The sequence below is a fragment of the Streptomyces composti genome, from assembly GCF_012034205.1.
In the GTDB taxonomy this organism is placed as follows: domain Bacteria; phylum Actinomycetota; class Actinomycetes; order Streptomycetales; family Streptomycetaceae; genus Streptomyces; species Streptomyces composti.
Map to the genome: position 1 here is coordinate 119,186 of NZ_JAATEM010000013.1, position 12,634 is coordinate 131,819.

The following is a 12,634-nucleotide window of genomic DNA, read 5'->3' on the forward strand; positions in this document are numbered from 1 at the left end:
CGTCGTTCGCTTCTCAGTCGGCCAGGTGGACGTCGAACAGGTCCTCGGGCTTGGGCAGCAGATCCTTGGGATCCTTCGGGTCGAGCTTCCACTGCCGGTCCTTGCAAGTGAGCAAGGGAAGTGTCTCCCCGTCTTCCTCCCACCCCAGGAGATTGAACGTGCAGAGAGGCTCGATCACCGCGGTGGCGGATTCCTGCGACTTTTTGTTCTCCGTACCAGGCACGATGGAGTCGCCCACGGTGTCCTTCGTCTCGACCTCGACCGTGTAGCCCAGGAATCCTTCCGGCACGCACTCGAGAACAGTCGCGTCGTTCTGCGCCGCGAGCTGGTGCGCCCGCCAGCAGGACGGTCCCACTCCCTGCGCCTTGCCGTCGAAGATGTCCTGCCACTTGGTGGGGTCGAGAAGATTCTTCAACCAGGCGCCGGTGAGCTGGTCACGCCGGTCCTGGGCCGCTGCCAGAGCTGCCGCATCCGCGGCAGTCTGAGCCTCGTTCCGATTCGCTGCGGCCTGGCCGACCGCAAGGTACGCGAACGCGAGGAAGAGCAGGCCCCCCACCACAGTGATGTAGATGGGGAAGGCCTGCCCTGCGTCGCCGTGGCGAAGGCGCCGGATCAACCGGTGACCTCGTCGATCCTGTCCGTGATCGCCTCGTAGATCGACTCGCCGATATCCGTCCCCGTGATCGCCAGCACGATCGCCACGACCACCGCGATGATGCCCAGGTACTCCACCGCGGTCTGGCCCTTGTCGTTGCGGGCGGCGCGGGTCTGGAGGTACGCGACCGTCGTGTTGATCCAGTTGCTCATGGTGTTCCCCTCCGGCTGACGCTGGTGTTGCGGCCCCCGTCGTCTCCTTCGCGGTACCGCTTTCGACACCAGAAACGTACGGCCGGACACCCCGCCCGCCAGAGGGTCCCAGGGCCCAATCGCGGGCCCAATCGCGGGCCCAGTTCTTCATCTGCATGACCGTCAGCCCACCCCTCGGCCCGAACCCGGTGCCGTACCGAGCCACTTCGCCGCGGCCTCCGCACGGCTGGTGCTGTGGAGCTTGGCGAAGATGCGGTTGATGTGGTTCTTGACCGTCTTCTCGCTGATGAAGCAGGTGGCGGCGATCTGCTGGTTGTTCATGCCCGATGCGATGAGGTCCATGATCTCCGCCTCCCTCGCGCTCAGCTGGAACCTCGACCTGTCCGGAGCGGCCGGAGGGCCGCCCGTCCATCTAGACGTCGACTGTGCCACAACCGGTTGCACTTGCGAAAGGTTTTCTGCCGAAGCAGTTGGCTGCGGAATGTGCGGAAGGCCCGCATTCGGCGAACTCACGCGCGGGTCATCGGTCGTGGAGCCCAAACCGTCCGGCAGGGGCGCGCCCCCATTGCCCCCATCGCGCAGTTGCGCCAGCAATGCCCCGGCGGCGGTGGGGGTGAAATGGGGCCGGCCCTCCTTGATGTCCCGTACCGCGGAGACCAGTTGGTCGGCGGTGAACTCGCCGTGGACCAGGTAGCCGCCCGCACCTCTGCGCAGGGCCTCCTGGACGATCTCCGACTCCCTGCTGTACGTCAGCATCATCACGGGGGCCAGCTCCACCAGGTACGGCAGAGCGGACAGGCCGTCCACGCCCGGCATGCGGACGTCCAGCAGGATGACGTCGGGCTGGTGCTCGCGCGCCGCGTCGTAGGCCTGCCGTCCGTCGGCGACCTCCGCCACGACCGTGATGTCGTCGCGCCCGGAGAGCAACGCGGTCAGGCCGGCGCGGACCACCGGGTTGTCGTCGGCCACGACCACCCGCAGCGGGGCGGGGGGCGGGACGTTCTCGAACGGGTTCGGCGGTGGCTGCATGGGGGCGGCCTCCTCTCCGGGCGTGGGGGACGTCTTCATCGGGGCTGGGCCTCCCCGTGCGGCTGAGCGGCCGGCACCGGCGCCTGCACCGGAATCTGGATGGTGGTGGTCAGCGCCGCCAGCGGCAGGTCCAGGCGGACCTCCGTGCCGCGAGGGTGCGAACCGCGGCCGATGCGGATGCGGGCGCCCACGGAGGCGGCCCGTTCGACCATGCCGAGGAGTCCGAAGTGGCCCGCCCGGCGGAGCTGTTCGAGGTCGGTGCCGGGCGGGAGGCCGCGGCCGTCGTCGTAGATGCTGATGCGGAGCAGGTCGCCGTGGACGCCGGCCCGGATCTCGACCTTGGTCGGTTCCGCGTGGCGGTGGGCGTTCTCCATGGCCTCGGAGGCGATGGTGAGGAGCTGGCGGGCCACCGCGGGCGGGACCGGCGGGACGCTGTGCTGCCCCGTGGGGCGGTATGTGACCGCGAGGCCGGTGCGCTTGGCGAAGTCGCGGGTGCGGGCGGCCAGTTCCACGAGGACGTCCGTGCCCTGGGTCGGGTCGGACTCGCGGCGCAGGTCGGCGAGGAGTTCGCGGGACTCGGCGGCGGCGCGGCGGGCCGAGCGGGCGACCAGTTCGGCCTGCTGCCGGATCAGGGCCGGGTCCGGGCGGCCGGAGCTGGCGCTGCCGGCCAGGCCGTCGGCGGCCAGGGCCACGCCGTGCAGGGTCTTGGCGACGGAGTCGTGCATCTCCCGGGCCAGGCGGGCACGCTCGGCACTGACCGCCTCGGTCACCGCAAGACGGGCCTGGACGGTGGTGAGGGCGCGGGTCGCCTCGCCGAAGTGCAGCATCAGGTTGCGCAAACTGGAGCCGACCGCGCCGGCGACCACACAGAGGCCGGGCAGGAGCAGCGTCTCCGCCGGGCCTCCGGTGGAGTCCTCCACCGTGGCGTACACGAGGAGCAGGATGAGGCCCTGGAGGGAGGCGAAGAGCGCGGCGCCGCGCCAGCCGTAGACCAGGCCGGCCAGCAGCGGTGTGCAGACGCTGACGTAGGCGAGGGTGGTGTCGGGGCCCGCGGAGACGAGGAGCAGGGCTCCGAAGAGGGTGTCCGCGGCGAGCAGGACGGGGTGGCGCAGCAGGAGCGGGCCGAAGCGTTCCCAGTCGCGGAAGAGGACGTAGGACGCCATGAAGGTGAGGACCACGGAGATGGCCACCAGGTAGGTGCCCCAGCCCGGACCCGCGTTGAGCAGGGCCGAGGGGGCGGCCAGGGCGATCATCGCCAGGCGGAACCCGAAGACCTGCCGGCAGAGGGCCTGCAGGGCGTTGACCTGGATGTCCACGTCGGGCGCGCCGGTCCGGCCCGTCGCCGGCCGCGCGGGCTGCACCGGACCGGCGGGCGCCTGCCCCTGTCCGGGTGCGGCAGGAGGAGACGCGGGCCCAGCAGCGGGCGCGGGGGCAGAGGCGGTTGCGGCAGCAGGTGCAGGGGCGGTTGCGGCAGCAGGTGCCGTGGCTGGGGCAGGGGCGGGTGCGCCGAGGGCCCCGCGCGGGTCGCCGCCCGTCTCTTCCCTGCCGCTCTGCCCAGCAGGCGCCGCGGGCTGCGGCGGCGCGTCCGAGGACCGCTCGCCCTCGCGCACAGCCACCCCGGCCCGCGCCCGAACCTGCTCCTGGGCCTGCTCCTGGGCCCCCGCCTCGGCCTGGGCCCCCGTCCGGGCCTCCTCCTGGGCCTGTTCCTGGGCCTGTTCCTGGGCCCCGGTGCGGGCCGGAGCCTGGGCCCCTCCCTGGCTGCCCACCGGCTCCCAGCCCGGCGGCAGCGCCGGCGTGACCGTGGTGACCGGAATGTCGGGGGCGCCCGTGCGGACGTGGGGTGGGAGGACCGTGCCCGCCGGCGGCGTGGTGATCTCCGGCGGACGCGCACGGCGGCGCAGCAGCCCGGTCCCTCCGGACGTGCCCTTCTCTTCCCTCGTCGTCATGTCACCCCTCCCCCGTCTACTCCCCTGTGATGGAGCCGAAGTCGGTGCCGGAGCCGAGGATCAGGCCGGCGCCGAGCAGGATCATCGTGGCCGGGACCATGAACGTGGTGATCATCATGGTGGCCTTGGGCACCGCCCGTGCCGCCTTGCGGCGAGCGTTCTGGGCGTCGGTGCGCCGCATGTCCTTGGCGAGGGCGACGAGCGTGTCCACGATGGGCGCGCCCAGTTCCTCGCCCTGCTGCAGCGCTGTCACGAACATGGCAACCTGCTCGCTGTCGTTGCGCCGCCGCAGTTCGGCGAAGGCCTGGCGGCGGCTCATGCCGAGGTCCATCTGGCGCAGGGTGATGCGCAGTTCGTCGGCCCAGGGGCCCTCGTACTTGGAGGCGACCCGGTCCAGCGCCTGGCGGAAGCCGAGGCCGGCGCTGACCACGACGGCGAGGACGTCGAGGAAGTCCGGCAGGGTGCGTTCGATGACGTCCTTGCGGACGCGGATCGCGGACCAGATGCCGACCTCGGTCCAGAAGGCGCCGAAGGCGAGCAGCAGCAGCGCCACGAACAGCTGGCCGCGCATCAGGAAGACCAGGAAGCCGACGCCGCCGAGGGCGCCGTAGACGGCGCGGCGGGCGGCGTAGCGGTCGATGGTCAGGCCGCCGGGGTTGCCTGCCAGGTCGATCTTGCGGCGGTACTTGGCGACCCGCTTGGGGCCCATCAGGCGCAGCACGGCGGGGGCATAGCGCATGCCGAGACGGTCGACCAGGGAGTCGACCGCGCCGGTGCGGGTGGAGCCGACCTCCAGGGCGAGGGCCAGGTCGCCGGGGAGCCTTGCCTCGGCGCGGTACATGCGGATGCCGGCGAAGATGCCCCAGACGCCGAGGGCCATCAGCAGCGCGAGCAGCAGAGCCATGATCGTGGCCTCCTCAGACGTCGATGCGGGACAGGCGGCGGATGAGGAAGAAGCCGACCGCGTAGAGGCCGAAGGCGACGATGACGGCGATCTGGCCGACCGGTGAGCCGGTCATGCGCTCCAGGGCACCGTCCTTGACGCCGTTCATCAGGAAGAGCGAGCCGACGCCGAGGACGGGGACCGCGTAGGAGGTCATGTTCACCTGGGAGAGCTGGGTGCGGACCTCGCGCCGGGTCTCCTTGCGTTCCTCCAGGGTCTCGGTGAGGTTGCGCAGGGCGCTGACCACCTGGCCGCCGGCCCGGTTGGACAGCACGAGTGTGGTGACCAGCACGACGAGTTCACGGGAGGGCAGGCGGTCGGTGAGTTCGCCGAGGGCGTCGTCCATGGAGGCGCCGACGGCGAGCTGGTTGGCGACCTTGGCCAGTTCCTCGCCCGCGGGGGCCTCCAGCTCCTCGGCGGCCATGCCGATGGCGGTGCGCAGGGCGAGCCCTGCCTGGGTGGCGTTGGCCAGGATGCGGGCGAGTTCGGGGAGCTGGTTGATGAACTTCTCGATGCGTTTCTGGCGTTGCCAGTTGAGGAACTGCAGGGCCGCCCAGATGCCGAGGAGTCCGGCGAGCGGGCCGAAGAAGGGGGCGAGGGTGGCCTGGCCGATGAGCCACAGGCCGGCGACCGTGGCCAGCATGTAGACGAAGAACTCACCGGGGGTGACGTCCAGGCCGGTGGCGGCCAGGCGGAGTTCGAGCTTGCGCCCGAGCCTGGTGCGGCGCAGCCTCCGGTCGAGGGCGATGAAGTGGCGCCGGCGGCCGACGACCGGTATCTGACCGGTGGCGCTGAGCCGGTCCACCAGTGCCTGCCGCTGGGCCCTGCCCATGGCGTACGAGTGCACGCCGACGACCGCGAGGACGCAGGTCAGCAGGGTGATGCCGGTGGTCAGCGTGATCAGGTTCTGCAGTTCCATGGGGAGTGGTCCTACCTGGCTTCTCGGGTGGCGAGCTGTTCGGCGCTCTGGGCGACGCCGAAGGCCTGGGGAACGGGCTGGCTCGCCATGTAGAGGCGGTCGGCGGTGCGGCGCGGGAGCGGGAAGTACTCGAACTGGCCGTAGACGCGGCCGTCGGCGGCCATGGGCTGGGCGTTGAAGCGGGCGACGGTGGCCAGCCGGTAGGGCTCGCCGCCGTGGCTGTCGAGGATGGCGATCTCGGTGATGCGGCGGGCGCCGTCGGCGAAGCGGGTGAGCTGGACGATGACGTCGACGGCGCTGTTGATCTGGTCGTGCAGGGCGACGAACGGGATCTCCACGTCCGACATGGAGGCGAGGGTCTGCAGGCGCATCAGCGCGTCCTCGGCGCTGTTGGCGTGGACGGTGGCGAGCGAGCCGTCGTGGCCGGTGGACATGGCCTGGAGCATGTCCAGGGACTCGCCGCCGCGGACCTCACCGACGACGATGCGGTCGGGCCGCATGCGCAGGGAGTTGCGGACCAGGTCGCGGATGGTGACCTGGCCCTTGCCCTCGACGTTCGGCGGGCGGGACTCCAGGCGGATGACGTGCGGCTGCTGGAGCTGGAGTTCGGCGGAGTCCTCGATGGTGATGATGCGTTCGCCCTCGGGGATCAGACCGGAGAGGGCGTTGAGGAGGGTGGTCTTTCCGGTGCCGGTGGCACCGGAGACGATCACGTTGAAGCGGGCCTGCACCAGACCGGAGAGCAGGTGCAGCATGTGCTCGTCGAGCGAGCCGAGGCCGATGAGCTCCTGGAGGGTGAAGGAGCGCGGGAAGCGGCGGATGGTGAGGGTGGCGCCGGTCAGGGAGAGCGGCGGGATGATGACGTTGACGCGCTCGCCGGAGGGCAGCCGGGCGTCGACCATCGGGTTGGACTCGTCCACGCGCCGGTTGACGGTGGAGACGATGCGCTCGATGGTCTGCATCAGCTGGTCGTTGGAGGCGAACCGCAGCGGCAGCTGCTCGACCCGGCCGCCGCGCTCGACGAAGATGGCGTCGGGCCCGTTGACCATGATCTCGGTGATGGAGGCGTCCTCGAGGAGCGGCTCCAGGATGCCGAGGCCGAGGGCCTCGTCGACGACCCGGCGGATCAGCTGGGAGCGCTCGACGGTCGACAGGACCGGGCCCTCGCGGCTGATGATGTGCCCGAGGACGCGCTCCAGCCGGACCCGGCGCTCGGCGGCGGCCAGCGAACTCATCTCCGCGAGGTCGATCTCCTCGAGGAGCTTGGCTCGGTAGGAGGCGACCAGGTGGCCGTCCTCGCCCCGGCTTCCGTTCTCCTCGGGGGAGTTGATGCGTGCCCGCAGGCTCATGAGTCCCGTGCTCCTCGTTCTTCGTTCCGCGTGTCCTGCTGGTGTGCTCTTCGCGTCGTCCCGGCGGGTGCTCCTCGCGTCCGTGACCGGGTCAGCGGTCGACGGGCATGGTGGCGGTCTTGACGGCCGGGTCGAAGTCCCAGCCCGGCACGATCGAGGGAATCCGGACCGTCGCCGTGACGGTGACCTCGTCCCCGCCCCTCGCCTCGGCGCAGTGGGTGCCGTCGGCCAGCCAGGAGCTGACGGCGTCGGCGCAGGCGGGTCCCGCGCCCTGGTCGAGGGAGGCGCTGCGCGCCCCGGCGCGGGCGGCGGTGCCGGCCTGCTGGGCGGTGTAGGCGATCAGGCCGAGTTGTACGGCGGCCATCGCGACGATGATCAGGATCGGGATGAAGCCGAGGTACTCCAGGGCCACCTGCCCCCGGTCCCTGCGGGTGCGGTGCTCGTGCGGCGTGTCGTACGGCATGTCAGCCCAGCTCCTCCTCGACCGCGCCGGCGTGGCCGTTGACCTCGAAGGGGAAGTCGGCGGTGCCGGGGAAGAGAATGGGGACGTTCAGCTGCACGTCGGCGGTGACCATGCCGTCCCCCGTGGCGCAGTTCACCGTCGCGGCCCCCTTCCACGCGTCGGGCAGCTTGTCCAGCCCGGCCTCCTCGCAGGCGCCCTGGCGTCCGCCCGGCTCCGTGGCCGTGCCCGCCCGTACCGCCTCGTCGGCAGCATTCCCCGCGAGGGTGAAGGTGTACCCCACCAGTACCAGCTGCCACAGGACCACCAGCGTGATCAGGATGGTCGGTGTCATGCCGAGGAACTCGACGGTGACCTGGCCCCGGTCGCGGTGCCGTATGTGCCCTGCCACGGGCCGTCCTGACCGTGTTCTCATCCCCCTGCCTCCTTCCGGCGCCGGAAGCTGACCGCTCCCCGGTCGCCGCGCGACCGGCCCGCCTTGGGGGCGCCCTCGGCGCTCTTGACCAGGCCGAGTTCACCGGCCAGCCCCCACAGGGCCTGCTTCACCGTGCTCTTGGCCTCGAGTTCGTGGACGCGGCCGGCGTCCACGACGGACTGCAGTTCCTTGTAGTGCGCGGGAACCGTCGTCGCGGCCACCGAGGTGCCGGTGATCTTCTGGATCAGCGGCGGCTGGATCTCCGTGGCCCGCGAGTGACGGTTGACGACGATCGTGGTCTCCTCCGCCTTGCGGATCTGGAGCCGGTCCCACATGCGCACCGCCCGCTTGGCGCCGCGCACGGCGATCACGTCCGGGGTGGTGACCAGCAGGGCGGTGTCGGCCATCTCCACCGCGGCCGCCCCGGCGCCGCTGAGCTGGGCGCCGCAGTCGACGACCACGACCTCGTAGCGGGAGCGCAGGGCGCTGATGATCTGGCGGGTGGCGCGGTCGGTGACGTCCTCGCCGCGTTCGCCCTCGGCGGGGGCGAGCAGCAGGGCGACGCCGGTGTCGTGGCGGAAGACGGCGTCGGCGAGGACCCGCGGGGAGATGTCGGTGACCGCGGCGAGGTCGACGACCGAGCGGCGGAACTGCACGTCCAGGAAGGACGCGATGTCGCCGGACTGCAGGTCCATGTCGACCAGGGCGGTGGCCCGGCCGGACGCCTGGGCGGCCAGGGCGAGCTGAATGGCGGTGAGCGTGGTGCCCACCCCGCCCTTGGCGCCGCAGACGGTGACGACGGTGCCGCCGACGCCGGTGAAGACGTCGCCGCCGGTGCCCAGATGACGCCGTACGCCGATGGACCACTGGGCGACGGCCTGGACGCGGCTGGCGAGCTCCTCGTAGCTCAGCGGCAGGGCCACCAGGCCGCGGGCGCCGTAGTCCATGGCGGCCTGGAAGAGGCCGGGACTGGCGTCGGAGGTGACGAGGATGACGCCGACTGCGGGGAAGCGCAGGGCGACCTCGCGGATCAGCTCCAGCGCCGGGACGGGGCCGATCCGTTCGTGCACCACCACGACCTCGGGCAGCTCGTCGACGGACTCGGCGGCCAGGCGCGCCAGGGTGTCGATGAGCTGTGTGGAGTCGACCACCGGGGCCACCGGCTCGGCGTCCGGGAGCTGGCTGAGCAGGGTGGTGATGGACCGGATGGCGTCCGCGTCGCCGACTGCCGGGAGGATCCTGGTGGACATGCGGGCCTCTCACTTGTCCTTCGCGAGTTCGTACGTCCGCTGCGAGTCGGGGACGGTGGTGTCGCTGCCGGGGGCGACCAGGGCGAGCCGGACCCGCTGGGCGAACGACTCCGCGTAGGTGATGCGCTGGGCGTCGATGGTGGACAGCGCGAAGGTGATCGGGACGGCGTCGGTGGACCGCCGGCCGCGGTCGTTCTCGTCGGGCTTCAGCGGGGTGAGCCTGCCGACGTCGAGGACCTTGGCATTGGTTACGATGATCTTGGACTGAGCGGGGTCACCCTCACGCTCTCCGTCGAAGGTGGCGTAGACGTTGACCGTCGAACCCGGCGTGATCTTGCCGGCGACGCCGGTCGCCGCATCGATCATGATGGCGACCTCTTGCTGCCCGGGCTGCAGAGCGGGCTGGTCCACGATCATGTCGCTCTGCAGCAGGGAGCCCTTCTGGAGCGTGGTGACGGCGATCTTGCCCTCGATGTCGCCGAGGTCGGTGACCGCGTTGTCGGACAGCCAGCGCTCGGGCATCTTGATCTTCTCGAACTGGCCCGTGTTGAGCGCGGTGTAGGGCGGGACGTCGGATTTCAGCCGGTAGGCGGTGACCTCGGGGCCGACCTTGGACTTCACGTCGCTGATGACGGAGAGCACGCCGGCGAAGGCGCCGAGGGCGCACAGGACCGACAGGATCAGGAGTATCACGCCGCGGCGCTGACGGGAGTTCATGAACCGTACAACCTCATTGGGGATATCGGTCGAGCGGAATCGGTGGGTGTCGCGGGCGGACGCTCAGGCCCGCTGGGCGAGCGGATGCCCTTCGGGGACGGGTGGTGTGGCGGAGCAGAAGACGCAGCGGTCGCCGATGACCTCGATGCCGCACCAGTGACAGGCGCCGCGCCGGACGGACGTGACCAGTTGGTAGAGGACGGACAGGTCGGGCAGATAGGTGCAGAACTCGATGAGCTTGCCGGTGCCCCACCAGCCCGGGGACTCGGCGGGCAGCGGCGTCTCGCGCAGCCCCTGCACGTTCCAGGACGGGGCGAGGGTCGAGGTCACCCAGTCCGACTGGAGCTGACCCTTGGCGACCAGCATCCAGGTGCCGAATTCGGGCCCGTCCAGCTTGGCCTCCGGCCCGAGGCGGACCAGTTGCGGCTGGGGGTGGGCGAGGACGGCGAACTGGCTGCCGGGGACCCAGGATCTGGCGTGCTGCTTCAGATCCACGGGGACCCGGTCGAGCCGGGCGACCGAGGCGAGCAGCGCCCCGGAGTGGATGTAGTGGACGAGCAGCCGCCCGGCCGAGGCGAGCACGCCGGGGCCGAGGTCGCAGGAGGCGAGCTGGCGCAGCTGGCGGACCAGGGCGGCGAGCCCCAGCGGCGGCAGGTCCGGGGTGAACAGGGCGATGCGGTCGCTCTCCAGCAGCGAGCGCAGGGTGTGCAGCCTCCGCTGGACGGCGGTGGGCGTGGCCCGGGAGCAGACGACGATGACGTGCCCCGCCTGCTCGACCAGCAGCTGCAGCTCGGTCAGTGCCTGCTCCAGCGGCCGGGTGTCGATGTCCTTGAGCACCACGGCAGGCAGCGTCCGGTCGTCCTGCGGTGGCAGCACCATGTCGGCGCTGGTCACGGCAATGGCAGTTGGCACGCGCAGCTCCCCGTTTTCTTCCCTTGCCCTCGGTGCACCGGGCGTGACGCCCAAGCACCCTGATGACTTCGCTGCGTGACTACCTCAGAACTGTATCCACGGCCCTGTGACCGTAGAACAGCGATTGTGTAGCTGAACAGCAACTGCCTCACGCACAAGGTGCGTCAAAACGGGGCAGGTTGAGCATCTCGCCGGTCCGGTTCGGACCCTCGGGGGACGATCCCGAACGCAGCGGCTCGACGGTGGGCCCCGCTTTGGGCCCCGGGGCCCACGCTTCCCACCCGCCGTCCTCCTTACGCTCGCCCAGCACCGAGGACACGGGAGAGGGGGCGAGGCGGATGAACCGTTCAGAACGGGCCAATTGGGGCGATCGCGGGGCCACCGGGACCGAGTACCTCGGGATGATCGTGGTGACCGTGGCGATCGTGCTGGCGGTGTCGGCGACCGGCGTGGGGCAGCTGATCCATGACGAGATCGCCGCGCTGGTGTGCCGGGTGACCGGTGGCGGGAACTGCGGCTCGGGGGACAACACGGCAGAAAAGCCGCTCACCGACGCCGATTTCGAGCCGACATTGTGTCAGGTGTCGTCCGTGACGGACAAAGCAGGCTCGAAGGCGAAGATTCTCTTCTTCGAGATCGGCCAGGAGTACGGCTTCCAGGAGCAGCGGCTGCAGGCGAAGAACGACGTCAACGGCGACGGCAAGGTCGACGACAAGGACCAGCTGGTGTACCTGACGTTCACCGACGCCGCCTCGGTCGCCGCGAAGAAGGACTTCAAGCCCGGCATGAAGGTGGGACGCTTCGGCACCGACACGGTGGAACTGGGCGCCGGCATCAAGGTCACCAACGGCGACACCTGGGTGTTCGAGAGCGCGGAGGAGGCGGAGCGGTTCCGCGAGGACGTGGAGAAGCTGCAGATGTACGAGATGCGGCGGACCATGCCCGGCGGCGGCGAGGCCAGCCTCGGCGACGGCATCCTCTATCTCTTCGGCACCGGTCCGCTGAAGGACGAGGAGGAGACCAGGGAGCGGGTCGAGGCGAACCTCGGCAGCAACCGGCAGATCACCTACGGCAAGGTGGGCCTGGACGCCTCCGCGTCGGCCGGTCTGAAGCTGTCCGCGGGTGACGAGCGCAAGCTGAGCGCGGCACTCGGCGGCAACTTCAAGTACTCCCCCGAGATCACCTGGACCGACAACGCCTACAAGGGCACCAAGTCGTACACCTACTCCTCGTCCATCGAGTACGGCACCAAGGTCGGCTACGAGGCCGGCCCGATCAGCGGCGAGTACTCGGCGAACACCACGCAGACCGGCACGGTCACCGTCACCTACGACAAGAAGACCGGCAAGCTGGTCCGCATCGACATGACCCGCACCGTGGAGCGGGGCGGGCAGCGGGACGGCGCCAAGGTGGGCGGCGACAACGGCAAGGAGGGCGACGACAAGCGGGGCGGCAGCGTCGGGGCCAAGGGCACCGACTCCAGCACCGGCATCGAGATCGTCACCACCTCCGTCTCCTTCGACCCGGGCAAGGCGGGCGACCGTGACCGGGCGATCGCCGAGCAGTGGCTGGACGGCACGAACGAGCAGGTGGGGGCGCCGTTCCGGTACATGTTCGGCTCGGACGGCTTCACCCCGGACAAGCGGCCCGGCGCCGACGACCCCTTCGGGCAGCTGGTGTTCGACAAGGGGCGCTCCAGCCGGATGACGTACACCGGTGAGGTGAACGCCGCCGAGTACGGCTTCGAGCTGAACCTCGGACTCAGCCTCGGGATGACGGTCAGCACCGAGCACAAGAAGGAGACCCTGACCGACGCGGAGTTCCTCGGCGCACCCCGCGGGGACCGCCGCTCCTACGTTCCCTACAGCTACTGTGCGAACTGACCGG

13 protein-coding genes are annotated in these 12,634 nt (G+C 70.7%); 1 reads left to right on the forward strand and 12 read right to left on the reverse strand.

Going from position 1 to position 12,634, the window contains the following annotated elements:
* Positions 1–13 precede the first annotated feature (13 nt).
* The 12 genes from HCJ93_RS12765 to HCJ93_RS12825 form a co-directional block, all read right to left on the reverse strand.
* Complete coding sequence (locus HCJ93_RS12765) at positions 14–616, reverse strand: pilus assembly protein TadG-related protein (RefSeq protein WP_167994366.1); 603 nt, start codon at positions 614–616, stop codon at positions 14–16.
* Entirely contained in the window at positions 613–807 is a 195-nt protein-coding gene (locus tag HCJ93_RS12770; protein WP_167994368.1) for a hypothetical protein, read from the reverse strand. The genes HCJ93_RS12765 and HCJ93_RS12770 overlap by 4 nt, the downstream gene beginning before the upstream one ends.
* A 162-nt stretch (positions 808–969) precedes the next feature.
* The gene (locus HCJ93_RS12775) at positions 970–1,836 is read right to left on the reverse strand and encodes a response regulator (RefSeq protein WP_167994370.1); all 867 of its coding nucleotides are present in this window, start codon (positions 1,834–1,836) and stop codon (positions 970–972) included.
* 35 nt (positions 1,837–1,871) lie between these two features.
* A complete protein-coding gene (locus tag HCJ93_RS12780) occupies positions 1,872–3,089 on the reverse strand; it encodes a sensor histidine kinase (RefSeq protein WP_167994479.1) in 1,218 nt (405 codons plus the stop codon).
* A 709-nt stretch (positions 3,090–3,798) separates the two neighbouring features.
* Positions 3,799–4,686: a DUF5936 domain-containing protein gene (locus HCJ93_RS12790; protein WP_167994372.1), complete on the reverse strand. Its 888-nt coding sequence runs from the start codon at positions 4,684–4,686 to the stop codon at positions 3,799–3,801.
* A gap of 13 nt (positions 4,687–4,699) precedes the next feature.
* Positions 4,700–5,644, reverse strand: a complete 945-nt coding sequence (locus tag HCJ93_RS12795; RefSeq protein WP_167994374.1) for a type II secretion system F family protein — start codon at positions 5,642–5,644, stop codon at positions 4,700–4,702.
* 11 nt (positions 5,645–5,655) lie between these two features.
* Positions 5,656–6,993: a TadA family conjugal transfer-associated ATPase gene (locus HCJ93_RS12800; RefSeq protein ID WP_167994376.1), complete on the reverse strand. Its 1,338-nt coding sequence runs from the start codon at positions 6,991–6,993 to the stop codon at positions 5,656–5,658.
* Positions 6,994–7,084: 91 nt separating this feature from the next.
* On the reverse strand, positions 7,085–7,456 hold the full coding sequence (locus HCJ93_RS12805; protein WP_167994378.1) for a TadE/TadG family type IV pilus assembly protein: 372 nt from the start codon (positions 7,454–7,456) through the stop codon (positions 7,085–7,087).
* A 1-nt stretch (position 7,457) separates the two neighbouring features.
* Positions 7,458–7,868, reverse strand: a complete 411-nt coding sequence (locus HCJ93_RS12810) for a pilus assembly protein (RefSeq protein ID WP_167994380.1) — start codon at positions 7,866–7,868, stop codon at positions 7,458–7,460.
* Positions 7,865–9,118: a CpaE/TadZ family protein gene (locus tag HCJ93_RS12815; protein WP_167994382.1), complete on the reverse strand. Its 1,254-nt coding sequence runs from the start codon at positions 9,116–9,118 to the stop codon at positions 7,865–7,867. The genes HCJ93_RS12810 and HCJ93_RS12815 overlap by 4 nt, the downstream gene beginning before the upstream one ends.
* A 9-nt stretch (positions 9,119–9,127) precedes the next feature.
* A complete protein-coding gene (gene cpaB, locus HCJ93_RS12820; protein ID WP_167994384.1) occupies positions 9,128–9,835 on the reverse strand; it encodes a Flp pilus assembly protein CpaB in 708 nt (235 codons plus the stop codon).
* A gap of 63 nt (positions 9,836–9,898) precedes the next feature.
* Positions 9,899–10,729: a hypothetical protein gene (locus HCJ93_RS12825; protein ID WP_167994480.1), complete on the reverse strand. Its 831-nt coding sequence runs from the start codon at positions 10,727–10,729 to the stop codon at positions 9,899–9,901.
* Positions 10,730–11,085: 356 nt separating this feature from the next.
* On the opposite strand from HCJ93_RS12825, the gene HCJ93_RS12830 reads away from it, so the two are divergent.
* Positions 11,086–12,630 (forward strand): hypothetical protein, encoded by a 1,545-nt coding sequence (locus HCJ93_RS12830; RefSeq protein WP_167994386.1) that lies wholly within the window; start codon positions 11,086–11,088, stop codon positions 12,628–12,630.
* Positions 12,631–12,634: the final 4 nt, after the last annotated feature.